The 18,375-nt window shown below is 72.0% G+C and carries 15 protein-coding genes; 7 read left to right on the top strand and 8 right to left on the bottom strand.

The window, feature by feature from the left end:
• Positions 1-3: 3 nt before the first annotated feature.
• The 4 genes from ACIQWX_RS12155 (at position 4) to ACIQWX_RS12140 (ending at position 5,437) form a co-directional block, all read left to right on the top strand.
• The gene (locus tag ACIQWX_RS12155) at positions 4-312 is read left to right on the top strand and encodes a type VII secretion target (RefSeq protein WP_400868593.1); all 309 of its coding nucleotides are present in this window, start codon (positions 4-6) and stop codon (positions 310-312) included.
• Positions 312-3,977 (top strand): hypothetical protein, encoded by a 3,666-nt coding sequence (locus ACIQWX_RS12150; protein ID WP_400868591.1) that lies wholly within the window; start codon positions 312-314, stop codon positions 3,975-3,977. Before ACIQWX_RS12155 ends, ACIQWX_RS12150 begins: the two co-directional genes overlap by 1 nt.
• Positions 3,974-4,528: a hypothetical protein gene (locus ACIQWX_RS12145; protein WP_400868590.1), complete on the top strand. Its 555-nt coding sequence runs from the start codon at positions 3,974-3,976 to the stop codon at positions 4,526-4,528. The genes ACIQWX_RS12150 and ACIQWX_RS12145 overlap by 4 nt, the downstream gene beginning before the upstream one ends.
• A gap of 63 nt (positions 4,529-4,591) precedes the next feature.
• The gene (locus ACIQWX_RS12140) at positions 4,592-5,437 is read left to right on the top strand and encodes a ferredoxin (protein WP_400868588.1); all 846 of its coding nucleotides are present in this window, start codon (positions 4,592-4,594) and stop codon (positions 5,435-5,437) included.
• Here the strand turns inward: ACIQWX_RS12140 and ilvA are convergent.
• Positions 5,422-6,624: a threonine ammonia-lyase gene (gene ilvA / locus ACIQWX_RS12135; RefSeq protein ID WP_400868586.1), complete on the bottom strand. Its 1,203-nt coding sequence runs from the start codon at positions 6,622-6,624 to the stop codon at positions 5,422-5,424. The two genes, ACIQWX_RS12140 and ilvA, sit on opposite strands and share 16 nt — an antisense overlap.
• Before the next feature lie 95 nt (positions 6,625-6,719).
• Here ilvA and ACIQWX_RS12130 point away from each other — a divergent pair, with 95 nt between their 5' ends.
• Together ACIQWX_RS12130 and ACIQWX_RS12125 are read left to right on the top strand one after the other, a co-directional pair.
• Positions 6,720-6,983, top strand: coding sequence for a hypothetical protein (locus tag ACIQWX_RS12130; RefSeq protein ID WP_400868584.1), 264 nt, complete (start codon positions 6,720-6,722; stop codon positions 6,981-6,983).
• Positions 6,984-7,064: 81 nt separating this feature from the next.
• The gene (locus tag ACIQWX_RS12125) at positions 7,065-7,541 is read left to right on the top strand and encodes a pyridoxamine 5'-phosphate oxidase family protein (RefSeq protein ID WP_400868582.1); all 477 of its coding nucleotides are present in this window, start codon (positions 7,065-7,067) and stop codon (positions 7,539-7,541) included.
• Between the two features lie 3 nt (positions 7,542-7,544).
• On the opposite strand, the gene ACIQWX_RS12120 is transcribed toward ACIQWX_RS12125, so the two are convergent.
• From ACIQWX_RS12120 to ACIQWX_RS12090, 7 genes are all read right to left on the bottom strand, one after another.
• A complete protein-coding gene (locus ACIQWX_RS12120) occupies positions 7,545-8,702 on the bottom strand; it encodes a cystathionine gamma-synthase (RefSeq protein ID WP_400868580.1) in 1,158 nt (385 codons plus the stop codon).
• A 50-nt stretch (positions 8,703-8,752) separates the two neighbouring features.
• Positions 8,753-9,175, bottom strand: a complete 423-nt coding sequence (locus ACIQWX_RS12115) for a hypothetical protein (RefSeq protein ID WP_400868578.1) — start codon at positions 9,173-9,175, stop codon at positions 8,753-8,755.
• A gap of 44 nt (positions 9,176-9,219) precedes the next feature.
• On the bottom strand, positions 9,220-9,672 hold the full coding sequence (locus ACIQWX_RS12110; protein WP_400868576.1) for a hypothetical protein: 453 nt from the start codon (positions 9,670-9,672) through the stop codon (positions 9,220-9,222).
• Positions 9,673-10,021: 349 nt separating this feature from the next.
• Positions 10,022-11,521 carry a hypothetical protein gene (locus ACIQWX_RS12105; RefSeq protein ID WP_400868574.1) on the bottom strand — a complete coding sequence of 500 codons (1,500 nt, stop codon included), beginning with the start codon at positions 11,519-11,521 and terminating at the stop codon, positions 10,022-10,024.
• Between the two features lie 128 nt (positions 11,522-11,649).
• Positions 11,650-13,020 carry a cystathionine beta-synthase gene (locus ACIQWX_RS12100; protein ID WP_400868572.1) on the bottom strand — a complete coding sequence of 457 codons (1,371 nt, stop codon included), beginning with the start codon at positions 13,018-13,020 and terminating at the stop codon, positions 11,650-11,652.
• A 334-nt stretch (positions 13,021-13,354) separates the two neighbouring features.
• Positions 13,355-14,284, bottom strand: a complete 930-nt coding sequence (locus ACIQWX_RS12095) for a pentapeptide repeat-containing protein (protein WP_400868570.1) — start codon at positions 14,282-14,284, stop codon at positions 13,355-13,357.
• A gap of 45 nt (positions 14,285-14,329) precedes the next feature.
• Positions 14,330-16,972 (bottom strand): hypothetical protein, encoded by a 2,643-nt coding sequence (locus ACIQWX_RS12090; protein WP_400868568.1) that lies wholly within the window; start codon positions 16,970-16,972, stop codon positions 14,330-14,332.
• Positions 16,973-17,149: 177 nt separating this feature from the next.
• On the opposite strand from ACIQWX_RS12090, the gene ACIQWX_RS12085 reads away from it, so the two are divergent.
• Positions 17,150-18,370 (top strand): acetyl-CoA C-acetyltransferase, encoded by a 1,221-nt coding sequence (locus tag ACIQWX_RS12085; protein ID WP_400868566.1) that lies wholly within the window; start codon positions 17,150-17,152, stop codon positions 18,368-18,370.
• Positions 18,371-18,375: the final 5 nt, after the last annotated feature.

Genomic DNA, 18,375 nt, shown 5'->3' with positions numbered 1-18,375 from the left:
CCGATGACGGATGTGGAACTCAGCACCGACCTGACGGCGCACGCCCACCAGCTCGACGCCATCGGGGACGGGCTGCAGCAGGCCGTCGACGCGGCGAACCAGGTCAGCATGCCGACCGACGCGTACGGCATCCTCTGCCAGCCGTTCCGGATGATGCTGGACCCGGTGGAGCAGTACGGGATCGACGCGCTGAAGGACGCCGTCGAGGCGATGACGGCGGTGTCGGGCAAGGTCCGTGAAGCCGCTGCGGCGTACCACAAGTACGAATCCGGCGTCGCCGACGACCTCAACAAGTCCGCGGGCGGTGCGTGATGCCCGAGGGGAACCCGCTCGTCGTCGACGCGAAGCAGGACCCGGACGGCCCGGGCGCGTTCACCGCGGGCAACGGCGACTACGGCTGGGCCGGCGGCATCGGCATCGCCGAGTCGTCGATGGACGCGTTCAACGGCATCAAGGACGGCGACTGGGTTTCCGGCGGCCTCGGGGTGCTGTCGCTGGCCGGCGAGATCGCGGGTGCGGCGATCGACCCGTTCGGCTACCTGATGTCGTCGGTGGCGTCGTTCCTGATGGAGCACGTGCAGCCGTTGAAGGACATGCTGGACTCGGTGGCGGGCAACCCGCCGGTGATCCAGTCCTATGCGGACACTTGGGGCAACGTCTCGAAGGCGCTGGGCGAGCGCAAGACCGACTTCGACAACGCGGTCAAGAACGGCACGACGGGCTGGACCGGCACGGGCGCGGACGCGTACCGCAAGTTCGCGGCCGAACACTCGGAGGCGTTGTCGGGCGCGGCAACGGTGGCCGGCGCGATCAGCACGGTCACGATGATCATGGGCCAGGTCGTGTCGTTCGTGCGCGAGACGGTGCGCCAGCTGATCGCGGACCTGGTCGGCAAGCTGATCGCGTGGGTGATGGAGGAGGTCTTCTCCCTCGGCTTCGGCACCCCGGTGGTGGTGGCGCAGGCCTCGGCGGCGATCGCCAAGTGGGGCAAGAAGATCGGCGACCTGCTCAAGAAGCTGACCGACACGATCCGCAAGGTGTCGCCGCTGCTGTCGAAGCTGGTGGACGTCTTCGAGAAGATCGCGAAGGTGTTCGGCAAGGTGCTGGGCAAGGTCAGCGGGCTGGACGGGCTGAAGGTCAAGGAAGGCGGGTTCGTCCACAAGATCCCCAAGGAGGGTGGCGGCGTCCACGCCCGCGCCCACGGGGAGGGTTCTTCGGGAGACGGTTCCGACGGCGACGGCTCGCACTCCGGCGACGGCGACGGTTCCCCGGACGGAGACGGTTCGCACAGCGGCGGGACTTCGTCGACGGATTCCGGCGATCCCGGCCACGCGGACGGCGATTCGCCGAGCTCCGATCCGGCGAACACCGGCTCATCGCCCGACTCCGCAGCACGCCGGGGTTCAAGTGGGGACGGCTCCGGATCGCCTTCGCACGCGGACGACGGTTCCCCGGCGGCGCGCAGTGGTGACGGCTCGCCGGACAGCAGCCCGTCTTCGGCACGCTCGGACGGCTCGCCCGGCTCCAGCCCCTCCTCGACGCGCGCCGGGGACAGCTCGCCTTCGCGAGCCGGTGACTCGAGCCCGTCGCCTACGCGGGGTGGCGATGGCACGCCTTCGCACGCGGGCGACGGCGGTCCGTCGGCGGTGCGAGGGAGTGACAACACGCCGTCCCACGCAGGGGACAGCAGCCCTTCACCCACCCGCGGCAGCGACAGCACGCCATCGCACGCAGGCGACAACACGCCCTCCCGTGCGAGCGACAGCAGCCCGGCACCGACCCGCGCCGGCGACAGCACGCCGTCGCACACGGGAGACAGCGGTCCATCACCGACCCGCGGCAGCGACAGCACGCCGTCGCACACCGGAGACAGCAGCCCATCACCCACCCGCGGCAGCGACAGCACTCCGTCGCACACCGGAGACAGCAGCCCATCACCCACCCGCGGCAGCGACAGCACCCCTTCACACGCCGGCAGCAGCACCCCTGCGCACTCCGGCTCCTCGCCCGCCGCTCGGTCCGACGCGCCCGGCTCGCACGCCGGCACCGACACCCCGAGCAGCAGCGCCGCTCCGCGCGCCGATGGCACCACCTCCGCCAGCGGTACCGCACCGGCCGCTCCGCGCACCGGTGACCCCGGCACGGTCCCGTCGCCCCGGGGCGCGGACGGCGTCCCCCCGCAGGGTGGCGCGCCGATGACCGGTGGCGGCGGGATGCCGCCCGGTAGCGCGCCCGGGGGTGGCGGCGGCGGTCTCGGTGGCGGCTCCCCGCGCACCGGCGGTGGCGGCGGCTGGACCGGCACCCCGGGCAGCCCGGGCGCGCACACCCCGCACGTCGACGCACCCGGCCGTCCCCGCACCGGCGGTGATCCGCTCGCCGGCCGGCCGCGCACGCCGGACGCACCGGCTCCCGCGGCCCGCGGCTACGGCCCCGGCACGCACGCCCCGGACACCCGGCCGGGCGGTCACGCCCCCGGAACCCGGCCGCACGTCCCCGACAGCGGCGCCCCCCGCCCCCACGAGAACGCCCCGCACGACAGCGTTCCGCACGACAACGGTCCCGGCCACCACGACCCGGACGGCGGCGCCCCGCACCACGGCGACTCCGAGCCGCTGAGCCCGGACGAGGTCAACGCGCGGCACTCGGAAAGCACACCTTCGGGCAGCTCGTACCACGCCGGCGACCCCGAGATGGGCGACCTGCCGCACCGGGTGCAGCCCGACCCGGACGGCCGCTACACCGTTGACGTGCACGTCACACCGGACGGTCACGCCCGCATCGGCGACCGGCTCTACACGCCCGAAGAATTCGCCGACATCCTGCGGCGCAACGGCGACTACGACGGCCGTCCCGTGCGGCTCATCGGCTGCGACGCGAGCTCCAACGACTTCGCGCACCGGCTCTCGCGCGAGCTCGACACCGAGGTCATGGCCCCGACGAAGCCAGCCTGGACCGACTCGCACGGCCGCGTCTTTTCGTCCGACTACGAGATCGGCCCGGACGGCAGGATGCGCCCGCGCATCCCGCCGGACGGCGAGTGGAACACCCACCACCCGGACGGCTCGACCCACCGCGCGGGCGACGACGGCTTCGCGCCGGACACGCACCACGGCGACCCGCACGACGTCGACGCCGACAGCGCGGTGGACCGCGGGCAACGGCCGTACGACCAGGCCGAACGCGATCGGGACATGCACGACCTCCGGCAGGAGAACCGGGACCTGCGTGCCGAAGGGCTCGACTCGGTCCGGCACCACGACGGCCGGAACATCAACCCGACCACCGACGACCTGCGGCGGCCGCACGACCGCGCGTTGACGACCTCGAGGTACCGCAGCCTCGAAGGCGGCGTGGAAGACATCCACAGCTTCAGCGGCATGACCGACGGGCGGTTCCACGACTGGGCGCCGGCGAGCGAAGGGCCGAACTACCCGAAGCACGAGCGTCTCTTCGGGACCAGGGAGGCCGGCACGTACCGGCCCGCGCTCGGCGAGCCGGATCCGGACTTCAAGTTCGGGCGCACGCACGACTCCGAGCCGAGGCTCATGGAAGAGCTGGTCCGCCGCGACTTCGCCGAACGCTCCGGGCTGCCCCGGGAAGAGGTCGACGACATCGTCAAGAAGCAGATCGAGAAGCAGACGCGCGAAGAGAAGGTCGGCACCAGGACCTACGACAACGGGCTCAAGGGCGACATCGCCCGTGCCCAGGACCGGATGGACGGCGCGCTCGACGAAATCAACCGGCGAGGAGCCGCGCGGGCCGAGGCGCGCGGGGAGAGCTACACCCCGATCACGCGAGAGGGGATGGACGGCGATCTCCGGCTGGTCGTGGACCTGCCCGCCGCGAAACGGGACAACATCCCCGTCGACTACCAGATCTGCGACTCGTGCCAGGATGTCTTCATCCAATTCGAGAAACTGTTCCCGAACGTCCGCCTCGATGTCGTCAACATCAAGGGTGAGGAGCTGATCTGGTGAGCGAGCCGAACACCGACCCCGCCGAGCGGATCCGGGAGATCGTCGCCGCGGCCGTTTCGGACGGCCTGCGCGCGGATTCGGTGAGCGGTGCTTCCGACGACGAAATCGACGCGTGGGCCGCCGAACAGGGTGCCCGCGCCGTTCCTCCCGCCGTGCGCGAGGTGTTCCGGACGATCGGGCGCGAGCACGGGTTGTGGCTGGTCGGGAGCTCACTCGGGGTCCACGCGGTGCGGCGTGAGGCGAAGAACCACCTCCTGGCCACGCTGCCAACGCTGGGTGACCCGCTGGAAGACCCCGAAGGGGCCCTCGTCCTGGTCGAGCACCAGTCGTACACGTTCCACGTCGTCGACGGGGTGGAACTCGAACTGCCGGACCCGCCCGTCTGGCTCATCAGCGAGGGTGAACCGGCCGAAAAACAATGGGCGAGCGTTTCCCATTGGTTCCGCACCATCACCCCGGACATCGCGCGCTACCGGGAACGGCTGGAAGTGATGCAGGAACTCGGCCGCAAACGCATTCCGGACTGGGCGCAATACATTGAACCGCGCTGACGCCCCGCCCGCGGCCGAACGGCCCGGCGGCGCCGCGAACGGAGCCCGAGGCAGGAGGACGGGATGACCCAGCCGCCGGGGCCGCTGCGCCCGGACCAGCAGCAGGAGATCGTCCGCCAGATCGGGGCGGTGCTGACGTCGCAGGTGCCGCCGGGTTGGCGGCAGCTGCGGGTCGAGTACCGCGCCGCCGGGCGGCACGTCGAGACCGACCTGCTGGTGACCGGGCCGGACGGCGTGCCCCGGCCCGGCCAGCCGCACCCGGAAGCGGTGCGGCTGCTCGGCGTGCTGCGGTCGGGCATGTACCAGCCCGGCCTCGGCACCTGGCTGGGCGCGATCCTGGTGTTCGAACCGGCGCAGCCGCCCGACGTCGACTTCGTGCGGCCCGACCTCGAACCGCCGTTCCGGCAGCAGCCGCCGCCGATCGGGTTCCAGGACGAGCTGCGGTTCTTCCCCCGCGCCGACGAGCACATCCCGGCCTGGCTGCGTGAACGGGCCGGGCTGACCCCGCCGGCCGCCGACGGCGAGGTGCGCACGCCGCGGATCTACGACGGCCTCGACGCGTCGGGCAAGCCGCTGATCCGGCGGCAGCCGCTCGTCCCGGCGGAGGCCGAGCGGGTGCTCGCGTACCTCGACGCGGCGCCGGTCATCCTGGCCTCGCGCAGCAACGGCCCGGACGCGTTCGCGCCCGACCGCGCGGACGCGGTGCCGATGAACTTCCGCACCGACGGGGCCTGGGCGTGGCCCGGCGCGGTCGCGTACTACCTGCGTGAGCACGGCGTGCCGCCGGACCCGGACCTCGTCGCCCACATCCGGGCCCGCCGCTTCACCGCGCCGGCGGAGGTGCCCGAGCCCGCCAAGGACCTGGCCCTCGCCGCGATCACCGGCGAGCAACCTCAGACGACTGTGTAGCCCGCGTTCGTCAACGCGATCTCGAGGTCCTTGCAGTGCTCGGGACCGCGGGTCTCGAGCGCCAGCACGATGTCCGCCTCACCGAGGTCGAGGCTGCCGGAGATCCGGGAGTGTTCGACGTCGAGGACGTTCGCGCCCAGTTCGCTGACGCACGACAGCACGCCGACCAGCGATCCTGGCCGGTCCGGGACGCGCAGGTGGAGGCGCAGGTAGCGGCCGCCCGCCGTCATGCCGTGCTGGATGATCTGCAGGAGCAGCACCGGGTCGACGTTGCCGCCCGAAAGGACCGCCACCACCGGGGGCTCGAAGATCCCGGGGTGCTGCAGCAGGGCCGCGACGGTCGCCGCGCCCGCCGGCTCGACCACCAGCTTCCGGCGTTCCAGGCAGAGCAGCACTGCCCGGGAGAGGGACTCCTCGGACACCGTCACGACGTCGTCCACCAGCGACGCCACGTGCGCGAAGCTGACCGGGCCCGGCTCGCCGACCGCGATCCCGTCGGCCATCGTCGAGGTCGAGCTCAGCCGGAACGGCGCGCCCTGGGCCAGCGACGGCGGGTACGCCGCCGCCTCCTCGGCCTGGACGCCGACGACGCGGACGTCCGGCCGCACCGCCTTCACCGCCGACGCGACCCCGCCGACCAGCCCGCCGCCGCCGGTGGCGACCAGGATCGTCTTCACGCCCGGCACCTGCTCGAGGATCTCGAGGCCGACGGTGCCCTGGCCGGCGATGACGTCCGCGTGGTCGAAGGGGTGGATGAACACCGCCCCGGTCCGCTCGCCGAACTCGATCGCCGCGGCGAGGGTCTCCTCCAGCAGCGAGCCGTGCAGGTGGACGTCGGCGCCGTAACCGCGGGTCGCGGCGAGCTTCGGCAGCGGCGCCCGCAGCGGCATGAAGACAGTCGACTTGGCCCCGAGCAGCGACGACGCGAGCGCGACGCCCTGGGCGTGGTTGCCGGCGCTGGCCGCGACGACGCCGCGTTCGCGCTCGGCGGCGCTGAGACCGTGGATGCGGGTGTAGGCGCCGCGGATCTTGAACGACCCCGTGCGCTGCAGGTTTTCGCACTTCAGGTGCACCGGACCGCCGTGGAGCTTGCGCAGGTCGCGCGCGTGCTCCATCGGCGTCACCCTGGTCACTCCTTTTAGGAGTTCCCGGGCGGCCTGGATCCGCTCGATGGTGACGAGTTCCATGGCCCGGACTATGCCACTCAGGAACTCCACAGGTTGGCAGGGCGGGTGGCCGGGTACCCTGGGGCGTGTCAACGCACGGTAAACAGGGAGCAACCATGGCACGGGGGAACGACGCTCGACGGGCTCGCGCCACCCGGTCCGCCGGGCTGGTCCCGCTCGTGATCGGCCTGGCGTCGGCCGCCGCGCTCACGGGAGCCGCGTACATCACGGTGGACAGCGCGTCCTGCGCGTCCCCGGCCCAGTACATCCGCCACGACAGCCACGTCGAGCTGGTCGGCGGCTGCGTGGACGGCGCGAAGCTCCCGGCCACGGGAACTCCCAAGTCCGGCGGCGTGGTGCACGGGAACTACAACCCCTGACCTGGTGGGTTACCCCGGTGTGCCGCGGGAACACGAAAGTGCCTTCTTCCGCGGGTTGCACCCGTCCCTGATGATCATCGGGTGACCACCGCTTACGAGCCCGGCCGCGGTCCGGGACCCGCCAAGCCCACCGAAGACGCGTTGAGCGAGCTGCTCCGCGTACACAGTTTCGGCGCGCTGGCCACGGTCAACCGCGCCGGTTTCCCGCACCTGTCGACCGTCGCCTACGCGTGGGGCCCCGGGGAGCGGGTCGTGCGGATCGGGTCGACGGCGGGCCGCGCGATGGTCCGTCAGCTCGCCCGCGACCCGCACGCCTCGCTGTACGTCGGCAGCGACGACCACCTGGCCTTCGCCGTCGCGGAAGGGGTGGCTGAAGTGTCGCCGGTGAGCGCGGTGCCGGGAGACGAGACCGGGCGGGCGCTGCTCGCGATGCAGGCGCCCTTCACCGACCCAGCTGACGAAGAGGTCTTCTTGCGGAACGTGGTCGAAGACCGCCGCGTCGTGATCACGCTTCGGGTGGAGCGCCTCTACGGCGGCGGTCTCGACGTGAGCGCTTGAAACTCAGCCCAGGGCGGCCAGCAGGTCGGCCACCAGGTCGCGGCCGTCCTCGATGCCGACCGACAGGCGCAGCAGGTCCGCCGGGACCTGCAGCGTCGAGCCCGCCGTGCTCGCGTGGGTCATCTTGCCCGGGTGCTCGATCAGCGACTCGATGCCGCCGAGCGACTCGGCCAGGATGAACAGCTTCGTGCGGGACGCCACCTCCAGCGCCGCCGCCTCGCCGTCGGCGTGGCTGAACGACACCATCCCGCCGAACCGGCGCATCTGCTTCGCCGCCGTCTCGTGGCCCGGGTGCTCCGGCAGGCCCGGGTAGTAGACCTTCGCGACCTTCGGGTGCTTGACCAGCGCCTGGACGATCAGCTCCGCGTTGTCGCTGTGCCGCTCCATGCGCAGGGCCAGCGTCTTGATGCCGCGCAGGGTCAGCCACGCGTCGAACGGGCCCGGCACCGCGCCCGCGGCGTTGCGCAGGTAGAAGAACTGCTCGCGCAGCTCGTCCTCGTTCGTGATGATCGCGCCGCCGACCACGTCGGAGTGGCCGCCGAGGTACTTCGTCGTCGAGTGCAGGACGATGTCCGCGCCCAGCGACAGCGGGTTCTGCAGGTACGGCGTCGCGAAGGTGTTGTCGACCACCAGGCGGGCGCCGGCGTCGTGCGCGACCCCGGCCAGCGCCGCGATGTCGGCGATGCCGAGCATCGGGTTGGTCGGCGACTCGCACCAGATCAGCTTGGTCTCGGGGCGGATCGCGGCGCGCACCTCGTCGAGGTCCGCCAGGTCGGCGACGGTGTGCTCGACGCCCCACAGGCTGAGCACCTTGTCGATCAGGCGGAACGTGCCGCCGTACGCGTCGTTGCCGAGCACGAGGTGGTCACCGGGGCGCAGGGTACTGCGCAGCACCACGTCGGACGCGGCCATGCCGGACGCGAAGGCCAGCGCGTGCCGGCCGCCTTCCAGCGAGGCCAGCGCCTCCTCCAGCGCCGAGCGGGTCGGGTTCGCGGTGCGCGAGTACTCGTAGTCGCCCTCACGGGTCCCGCCCACGCCGTCCTGCGCGTAGGTCGAGGTCTGGTAGATCGGCACGATCACGGCGCCGGTGCGGGGGTCGGGCTTCTGACCGGCGTGGATCGCGCGAGTCTCGAATCCCAGTACGGAGTAGTCGTCCACCATTGGGTAAGCGTACGGCGAGGCTCGGACATTCCCGTCAGGTGGGATGGATCTCAGGGGGTGCACCACCGGGCGGCTGGGGCCGACACGGCGAGCGCCAGCGTGACCAGCGCGGGCGGCACCACCAGCGCCAGCGCGGTCAGCCCGCCCATCGCCAGGTCGCCGGGGCCGCCGAAGGTGACTCCGGCCGCCGCCAGGGCCGCCGAAGCCAGCGTCGCGAGCAACGCGGCCGCGCTCCCGGCGACGCAGCCGATCCGCCCCGCGTCCTGCCGCCGCAGCAGCAGGACGCCGCCGGGCAGCAGCGCCGACGCGAGCACCGCGTCGACGGCGGCGTGGACCGCGACGCGCCCGGCGTCCTCGGGGAAGCGGAGCAGCGAGACGGCGTCCAGGACGAGCCCGAGCAGGTAGACCGCGCCGCCGAGCAGGGCGAGCACGGCGGCGGCGAGCGCCGTCCGGCCTTCGATCGACGTGGTCATGGCCGCCGAGGGTACGACCGGTCACCGGCGGTGACCGGCCTGGGTCACCAGCTCCGGGACGAGTAGGCCTCCTGGCCCGTCCACATCCCCAGCGTCGGGGTGCGGTAGCGCAGGTAGCGCAACGTCGGCGGCAGGAACGCCAGCACCAGCACCAGCACGGCCAGCGCGGCCAGACCCACCCGGTCGACCATCGCGAAGCCGCCGTGGGTGAACATCGCGTCGGTGAAGCGGGCCAGCGGGACGCCCACCGAGAACGGCTCGGTCAGCAGCGCCCCGATGGCCAGCAGGGCGCCGGCGCCGAGCAGGACCGCGCCCGCCGTCGCGCGGAAGAACGTCACCAGCGCGCCCAGCAGGAGCACCAGCCCGGCACCGAGGTAGCCGGCCAGGTCGATCAGCACCCAGCCCGGCAGGGCGCCGAGGCTGAATTCGGCGGGCATGTCGAGGTAGATCTTGACCGGCACGTAGCCGGCGGCGACCGCGGCCGCGAGCCCGAGCAATCCGGCGAGAATCGCCGTTACGCCGGACGGCCTAGTCGAAGAACGAGAACGTGAATGTGCCACCGGGTATCCGTGCGGACCGGTCACAACTCCCCCATCGGGCTTCAGCGCGAGACTACGGCGTTCACCCTAACGGGGAAATGGGGAAAAGACTCCGAAAGAGAACGGAATTCGGCCGGACGGCGGAACCCAAGATCATTCTCCTGCGATAGCAGCGGAAATGCTGTCACATGATCACCGACAGTTCACGTGCCGCGCTTTAGTCCTCTTCGGACAATTGCGAATCCGGCTATAAATGCAGCGTGCCCCGGAGCCGAATGGGCTCCGGGGCACGAAGGGGTGTACTAGTTCACCACTGCTGCTGCGGCGGCTGACCGGGCTGGCCCGGCTGGCCGAACCCGCCGCTCGGCGGGCCCTGCTGCCCCGGCGGCTGGCCCCAGCCCTGCGGCGGCTGGCCCGGCTGCTGCGGGTAGCCGTGCGGCGGCTGGCCCGGCTGGCCGTACCCGCCCTGCTGCGGCGGCTGGCCCGGCTGCGGGAACCCGCCGCTGGACGGGTTGGGCCCGCCCGGCTGGCCGTAGGCCGGGGGCTGGCCGTAGCCCTGCGGCGGCTGACCCGGCTGGCCGTAGCCACCCGGCTGCTGCCCGAACCCGCCCGGCTGACCGGGCTGCCCCGGCTGGCCGAACTGCTGCTGGCCGCCGAAGCCCTGCGGCCCACCGAAGCCCTGCGGACCGCCCGGCGCGGCACCGCCGCCGCCGCTACCGAGGCCGACGAACTGCTGCGTCGCCGGGATGAGCCCGAGCACGCCCACGATGAGGATCAGGATGCCCAGGATCAGCGGGGGCAGCCCGAGACCGAACGTGTCCCGCTCGGAGGCCGACGCACCGGCCATCGCCTCGGCGTTCGGCGTCATGCCGATCTTGAGCAGGAGCGCGAAGAGCGTGAGCAGCGCGCCGCCCGCGACGATCGCGATCGGGACGAACTTCCTGATCCCGCCGAGCTTGCCCACGAGCGCCAGCCCGACACCGCCGGCGAGGGAGATCAGCGACCCCAGCAGGATCATGATCACGTAGAACCAGACCAGGCCCGGGCCGATGAGCCCGGCGGCGTCGAGCGCCTTCTGGATGAACTCCTGGCTCGGGCCGGCACCGCCGACGAGCGTCGAGTAGTCGCTCGCGTCACCCATGTAGCTGAACGAGATGATGAGCGCGATCAGGCCCAGCAGGGCGACGACGCCACCGGCGATGTAGCCGAAGAGGCCGTTGCCGCCGGCCGACGGGCCGCCGAACTGCGGCGGCTGGCCGCCGAAGCCGGGCTGCTGGGGGCCGCCGAAGCCGGGACCGCCGAAGCCCTGCGGCGGCTGACCGGGCTGCCCCGGCTGGCCGAAGCCCGGCTGCTGCCCGTACCCGCCCGGCTGACCGGGCTGGCCCGGCTGGCCGAAGCCGCCCGGCTGCTGGCCGAACGCCGCGGCCGGGTTGTCGGCCGCGCTCGGCGGCGGGGTGTACGGGATCGCCGGCGGCTGGGAGCCCGGGGGCACCAGCTGCGTGGAGTCCGCGACCGGGGCGTCGCCGCCGCCGACCGGGTTCACCATCTGGGTCGCGTTCGCGTCGACCGGCGGCATCGCCTGGGTCGCGCCCGCCCCGCCGTCACCCGGCTGCCCGGGCTGGACGACCTGGGTCGGCTCCGGCGTCTCCCCGAACGGGGAACCACCGTGGGGCTGGGCAGGCTGCACGACCTGCGTCGGTTCCGGACTGCCGAACGGGTTGTCCTGCTGCGGCTGGGGGCCACTCGGCGGGCCCTGAGGTGGCTGGCCGCCACCCCACGGCTGGTTCGGTGGCTGCGGTGCACTCATGTGGGTCTTGAACCCCCTTGACGAGGACGCGAAAGTTTTGTACTCGCGCTCACGCTATCGGATCACCCGGCGGGGCGCTCGTAACGCCCCCGCCGGGTCGACCGATCAACACCCTTCTCAGCTGCTGTTCAGCGCCCGGCCAGGAAGCCGAGGAGGTCGTGCCGGGTGACGACGCCGGCGGGCTTGCCGTCGATCAGCACGAGCGCCCCGTCGGCGCCCTCGAGCGCCGTCATGGCCGCCCCGACCTGCTCGCCGCCGCCGATCGTCGGCAGCGGCGGGGACATGTGCCGCTCGAGCCGGTCGGCCAGCTGCGCCTTGCCGGTGAACAGCGCGTCGAGCAGGTCGCGCTCGTTGACCGCGCCGACGACCTCGGCGGCCATCACCGGCGGCTCCGCGCTGACCACGGGCATCTGGCTGACGTCGAACTCCGCCAGGATCGCGATGGCCTCGGCGACGGTCTCGTTCGGGTGCGAGTGCACCAGGGCGGGCAGGTGGCCGCTCTTCCTGGTGAGCACGTCGGCGACCGTCGCGCCGGAGGAGTCGGGCGGCAGGAAGCCGTAGGAGGACATCCAGGTGTCGTTGAAGACCTTCGTCATGTAGCCGCGGCCGCCGTCGGGCAGCAGCACGACGACGACGTCGTCCTCGGTCAGCCGCTCGGCGAGCTTCAGCGCGGCGGCGACGGCCATCCCGCAGGAGCCGCCGACCAGCAGGCCCTCCTCGAGCGCGAGCCGGCGGGTCACCTGGAAGGAGTCGGCGTCGGAGACCGGGATGATCTCGTCGGCGATGGTCCGGTCGTAGGTGTCCGGCCAGAAGTCCTCGCCGACGCCTTCGACCAGGTACGGCCGCCCGCTGCCGCCGGAGTAGACCGAGCCCTCCGGGTCGGCGCCGACCACCTGCACGCGGCCGTCGCTGACCTCCTTGAGGTAGCGGCCGGTGCCGGAGATCGTGCCGCCGGTGCCGACGCCCGCGACGAAGTGCGTGATCTTCCCGTCGGTCTGCTTCCACAGCTCCGGGCCGGTGGAGAGGTAGTGGCTCTCCGGGTTCTGCGGGTTGGCGTACTGGTTGGGCTTCCAGGCGCCGTCGATCTCGCGGACCAGGCGGTCGGAGACGTTGTAGTAGGAGTCCGGGTGCTCAGGGGCGACCGCCGTCGGGCACACCACGACGCGGGCCCCGTACGCCTTGAGCACGTTGCGCTTGTCCTCGCTGACCTTGTCCGGGCAGACGAACACGCACTGGTAGCCCTTGCGCTGCGCGACCATGGCCAGGCCGACGCCGGTGTTGCCGGACGTCGGCTCCACGATCGTGCCGCCCGGGCGCAGCTCGCCCGAGCGTTCGGCGGCCTCGATCATGCGCAGCGCGATCCGGTCCTTGACCGAGCCACCCGGGTTCAGGTACTCGACCTTGGCCAGCACGAGCGGCTTGAGCCCCTTGGTCAACGAGTTCAGCTTGACCAGCGGGGTGTTGCCCACGAGGTCTGCGATGTGCTCTGCGTACTCCACGACCGCCAGCCTAAACGGCGCACCGGTGGCGTTGTCCACTCGTGCGCCGGCGGGGCTCCGGGTGCGCGTCGGGCACGCCGGGTCCGCGTCAGCGAGGTCGGACCGCCCGGCGAAGACCGCGGGCGGCCACCAAGCCGCTCGTCTACGCCGGTACCGGCCCGAGGGCCGCTGCACGCTGAGCCGTCGTCCCGTCCCGGAGGTCCCACCCGGCGCCGATCGTGGTGCGGCACCCCATCCGAAGAGCCAGGGACGCCCAGTAGGCGGCCCGTCCGGTCATCATCGCCAGTTCACCTCCCGTTGCGGAATTGGCGACCTTGCCATTGGTGCGACGATTCTATCGGCGCCCCGGTTGCCCCGGTTCGTCTTTTCGTGTCAATTGTGACCTGCCCGTGCCGCCTCGTTCTTCCCAGCCGTCCGGCCAGGTGCGCGGGAACCCCGGTTCGGCTTCGGCACCGGCGAGCCGGGCGGCGGACTTCGTCCCGAAATCGGCCGGACCTGCGAAAACGGCGCCGTTGAACGTCTCGCACCCGTCGGTGAATTCGACTCCGCGAAAATCGACCCGCTGTTTGAAGCACGCCTTGTTGAAGTCGGCCTTGGTGCGGAATCGGGTGCCGCGGAAGGACGTGAGGTCGGAGAACGTCGTGCCGTAGCAGGTGATCGACCGGATCACGCAGTGCGTGAGGTTCAGCCCGGCCAGCCGCGCCCCGGAGAAGTCGAGGTCGACGTCCGGCCAGAAGCCGTCGTTCGGCTGTCCGGGCCGGCCGGGGCGCAGGTGCAGCAGGAGGATGCGCTGCGCGGCCTTGCGGACCTGCGCCTCCTCTTCGTCGCTGTCCCCGACCGGCATCCGGAGGTAGGCGCAGAGGACGTTGACGATCGTCTGCCGGTGCTCGGCGTACCCGCCGGCGAGCCGTTCGAGCGAGTAGAGCCCGGCGAGCCGGACGGGCGCCTTGTCACTGCCGAGCTGGTCGGCGGCCTTGCCGTAGATCTCGGTGATCCGCCGCTCGGTGGCGTCGTGGTCCTTCTGCGCGAGGTCGAGTTCGGCCGACCGCTGCTTCCGGGCGGCGAGCAGCAACGCGGCGGCACCCCCGGTCCCGACGACGATGTTGGCGGCGGTCCGCAGGGCGTCGAGCCGCGCGGAGTCTTCGGGGCGGCCACCGCCGAGCAGGGTGAGCAGCAGCGTCGCGGCCAGACCGGCGAGCAGCAGGAGGCCGGCGCCCCACAGCAGGATCGTCCTGGTGCCCAGCACCCGCGTCTCGGTCCCCATCGGGCTGATCCTGCCAGCCCGCGGTCACGGGGAGCCCCGGAACGGTCAACGCAGGGCTTCTCTCGTCGCGCCGTGCCGGGCGAGGTAGGCGTCCAGGTGATCGGTCCACCGCCGCTGGACTTCCCCGGGCGGTTCGAGCCACTGGGTCGGGGTTTCGGGCAACGGCAGGCCGATCGAGGCGAAGAAGCACTCGATGGGGATCCAGGAACGGGTCCGGTAGCCGATTTTGCCCACCTCGCCCCGCAGCTCCTCGATTCGGCGCCGGTCGCCCGCGATCGCGGCGGCGCAGAACTCCGCGATCGCGTACCGGAACTCGATCGTCCCGGCCGCCGCCGAAGCCCGCTCCAGGTTCTCCAGCCGCTCGAGCGCCACGGAGATCGTCGTCGGATCCGGTTCGTGGAGCAGAACCACGCACAGCAAGGCGTTGCGGATCGCCAGGACGTGCCCGACCAGCTCGCCCTCGGCCAGGAGGTCCGCGACTTCCCGGCCGCTGACGTCGTCGTGGAAGAAGACCCGCCGGGCGAGACGGTCGCCGCGTTCCTCCAAAGCCTCTCGCTTGCGGCCCTTGGCTTCGAGCTCCTCGATCTTCTCGCCGATCTCGGCGAAGTAGCGCTCCGGACGGCCGTGCGCGTACTCGGCGAGCCGGGCCAGGTCGGGTACGTCACAGCTTTCCGTGGCGTCTTCGAAGCGCCTCGCCAAGCTGAGGGTGAGGGGGCGCTGCCGCCGGTTCACCTTGGTGGGGGCGAGCCGGACCACCTCGTCGAACACGGCAAGCGCGTCTTCCCAGCGGCGCAGCACCTTCAGGGTGTACCCGAGGTGCCGCCCGGCGGGCAGCCGGAGCGGGTGGTCCGAGCCGAAGACCGACCGGAGGAGGCGAAGCCGCTCGTCGAGCGGCACCTCGATGGACTTGCCGGCGATGAAGTCGAGGACGTGCTGCCCGTACTCGGTCCGGCTGACGCCGGGGATCCGGGACCGCAGCCCCTGGATCGACGGGCTGAACACGATGTCCCGCGAAAGCCAGTCCGCGTAGTTCACGCTGCTGCACGGCCCGACGTCGGTTTCCTGGTCGCAGAGGACGCCGATCGCGATGCCGAGGGCCCACATCAGCCGGTCGTCGTCACCACGGCTCTTGGCGTCGTCGTGCAGCTTTCGCGCCGCCGCCACGGCACGCGCGGCCGCGAGCCGCCAGTCCCGCTCCGACCAGCCACCCTCGACCTGGAAGTCGGTGTGGCGGATGGCTTCGCGGACCGCGTCGTGCATCCGGTACGGGAACCGGTCGCCCTCGTGCCGGTCGATCATCGGGCGCTGGACGGCGCGCTCGGCGCATCCGTGGTCGACGTCCGCCGCGGCGGCCATCAGGCTCGCGTCGAAGACGCGGAACAAGCAGGCGGCCCGGATGGCGCGCTGCTCGTCGGCGGGGACGTCGTCGAGCACCCGCAGCACCAGGGATCCCAGGGAGCCGGTGACGTCCGAGGCCCGCACCTGCCTGCCCTGCCCGGATTCCTTGACCGAGACGGCCACCTGGCGGGCCACCTCGATGTACTGCGGCAGCCCCCGCGACGCCGTGACCAGCTCTTCGACGACCTCGTCGCTCATCGGCAGGTCGAGCTGACCGCGGCTCAGCCGGATCAGCTCCCGCGTGTCCGACGGGGACAGGTTGCCGACGAGGTGCTGCCGCGGCTCGCCACCGGCCCCCGGCACGAGCCCGGGCCAGGTCCACGGCCCGCGGTGCGGCAGCTCGGTCCTGGTCTCGTCGTGCCAGTCGAGCACGTCCCGGCCGGTGAGGACGAACAGGACGTTCGGCATGCCGTGGACCAGGGAGTTCAGGTGCCGTTCGGCCGCCCGCCGGGGATCGAGCTTGAGCCGCTCGGTCGTGTCGACGAACACCACGAGGACGCGGCCGGGCGCGCGGAGGGCGATTTCCCACGAGAGGGTCGCCGCGATGTCACACACCAGGTCGGGCCGGGGGTCCGTGGGACCGGGTTCGTCGGCGCACCGCAGGAGGAAGTCCGCGAAACCGGGGAAGGCGCCGACGGCGAGGTTCAGGTCGCGACGCCGCCGGAGCTCGCGGACCAGCTTCCGGGTTCCGCGGACGGCGAGCCCCGCTCCCGCGCCCACGGCCAGATCGGCCAGGGACCCGACGTCGCCGAGGACGTCTTTGACGATGTCCCCGACGGCGGCATCGATGTCGTCCCGCGCGGAGAACCGGGGAAGGGACTCGCCGGGGTGCGTGGCCGACCAGTAGGCGGTGAAGACGAGGTCGAACACGGGCCAGCGCTTCCGGAACTTCCCCACGCCCGCGCGGAGGGCGATGAGGGCGCCGGCCAGGTCGAGCTGCCCGGCCGAGCCGTGCAGGTCGATCCGCGCGGTGGCGTCCACCTTCGTCGGCGGCCGCGGTCCCCAGCCGTTGACCAGCGGGAGGCCGCCGTTCACCCAGGCGTCGAGCCGCTCGGAGAGGGTGGTCTTGCCGATGCCGCCCAGGCCGTAGAAGGCCAGGACGTTCCGGCGGGCGACCCCGGCCTCGTCGTCGCTCTCGAGGTGCCGGCGGAACTCCGCCAACGACGTCTTGAACGCCTTGGACTCGCTCTCGCGGTCGGTGAAGAGTTCACCGGCGTGCGGCAGCCGTTGACCGGCACCGACGCGGGGTGGCTCGACCTTCATGACGGCCCTCTCTTCGGTCTCGTCCACCGCGGGAACCCCCGCACCCAGCCGGTCGCGAAGCCGCGAGCTCGCGTTACGCGGTGGCGCGTCCGGCCGCCCGGAGAAGCTCACACCGCGTTCGACTTTCTCCCCGGCTGCCCACACGGCAGTATGGTGAGCAACCGCTTAGCACGTTCAGCTCGCGATACGAGGATGTGTCACGCCATGCCTGAAGCCGTCATCGTCTCCACCGCTCGTTCGCCGATCGGCCGCGCCGGGAAGGGTTCGCTGGTCGGCATGCGGCCCGACGACCTGACCGTGCAGATGGTCCAGGCCGCGCTGGCCAAGGTGCCGGAGCTCGACCCCACCGACATCGACGACCTGATGCTGGGCTGCGGCCTGCCGGGCGGCGAGTCCGGGTTCAACATGGGCCGTGCGGTCGCCGTCGAGCTCGGGTACGACCACCTGCCCGGCTGCACCGTCACGCGCTACTGCTCGTCCAGCCTGCAGACCACCCGGATGGCGTTCCACGCGATCAAGGCCGGCGAGGGCGACGTCTTCATCTCGGCCGGCGTCGAGACCGTCTCGCGGTTCGCCAAGGGCAGCTCGGACTCGTGGCCGGACACGCACAACCCGCTGTTCGCCGACGCGGAGAAGCGCACCGCGGCGACGGCCGAGTCGGGCACGGACAGCTGGACGGACCCGCGCACCGACGGGAACGTCCCCGACGTCTACATCGCGATGGGCCAGACCGCGGAGAACCTGGCGCGGCTGAAGGGCGTCACGCGCGAGGACATGGACGAGTTCGGCGTCCGCTCGCAGAACCTGGCCGAGAAGGCCATCGCGGACGGCTTCTGGGCCAAGGACATCACCCCGGTGACGCTCCCGGACGGCACGGTCGTCTCGAAGGACGACGGCCCGCGCGCGGGCGTCACCATCGAGGGCGTCTCGGGCCTGAAGCCGGTGTTCCGCCCGGACGGCCGCGTGACGGCGGGCAACTGCTGCGCGCTCAACGACGGCGCGGCGGCGCTGGTGATCATGTCCGACACGAAGGCGCGCGAGCTGGGCCTGACGCCGCTGGCGCGGATCGTGTCGACCGGCGTGACGGGCCTGTCGCCGGAGATCATGGGCTACGGGCCGGTGGAGGCGTCCAAGCAGGCGCTGTCGCGGGCGGGCCTGTCGATCGGCGACATCGACCTGGTGGAGATCAACGAGGCGTTCGCGGCGCAGGTGATCCCGTCGTACCGCGACCTGGGCATCGACCTGGACCGCCTGAACGTCAACGGCGGCGCGATCGCGGTCGGCCACCCGTTCGGCATGACGGGCGCGCGCATCACGTCGACGCTGATCAACTCGCTGCAGCACCACGACAAGCAGTTCGGCCTCGAGACGATGTGCGTGGGCGGCGGCCAGGGCATGGCGCTGATCATCGAGCGCCTCTCCTGACCACC

It is taken from the genome of Amycolatopsis sp. NPDC098790 (assembly GCF_044759945.1).
Lineage (GTDB): Bacteria > Actinomycetota > Actinomycetes > Mycobacteriales > Pseudonocardiaceae > Amycolatopsis.
Note: the sequence above shows the minus strand (reverse complement) of the source record. Positions and strands in the feature narration are given on the sequence as shown.

What these genes read in the sequence shown, in the direction of transcription:
- ACIQWX_RS12140 (WP_400868588.1), top strand. Translation starts at nt 4,592, where the DNA reads ATGACCCAGCCGCCGGGGCCGCTGCGCCCGGACCAGCAGCAGGAGATC.
- ACIQWX_RS12120 (WP_400868580.1), bottom strand. Translation starts at nt 8,702, where the DNA reads ATGGTGGACGACTACTCCGTACTGGGATTCGAGACTCGCGCGATCCAC.
- ACIQWX_RS12095 (WP_400868570.1), bottom strand. Translation starts at nt 14,284, where the DNA reads ATGGGGACCGAGACGCGGGTGCTGGGCACCAGGACGATCCTGCTGTGG.
- ilvA (WP_400868586.1), bottom strand. Translation starts at nt 6,624, where the DNA reads ATGGAACTCGTCACCATCGAGCGGATCCAGGCCGCCCGGGAACTCCTA.
- ACIQWX_RS12085 (WP_400868566.1), top strand. Translation starts at nt 17,150, where the DNA reads ATGCCTGAAGCCGTCATCGTCTCCACCGCTCGTTCGCCGATCGGCCGC.
- ACIQWX_RS12130 (WP_400868584.1), top strand. Translation starts at nt 6,720, where the DNA reads ATGGCACGGGGGAACGACGCTCGACGGGCTCGCGCCACCCGGTCCGCC.
- ACIQWX_RS12115 (WP_400868578.1), bottom strand. Translation starts at nt 9,175, where the DNA reads ATGACCACGTCGATCGAAGGCCGGACGGCGCTCGCCGCCGCCGTGCTC.
- ACIQWX_RS12150 (WP_400868591.1), top strand. Translation starts at nt 312, where the DNA reads ATGCCCGAGGGGAACCCGCTCGTCGTCGACGCGAAGCAGGACCCGGAC.
- ACIQWX_RS12105 (WP_400868574.1), bottom strand. Translation starts at nt 11,521, where the DNA reads ATGAGTGCACCGCAGCCACCGAACCAGCCGTGGGGTGGCGGCCAGCCA.
- ACIQWX_RS12155 (WP_400868593.1), top strand. Translation starts at nt 4, where the DNA reads ATGACGGATGTGGAACTCAGCACCGACCTGACGGCGCACGCCCACCAG.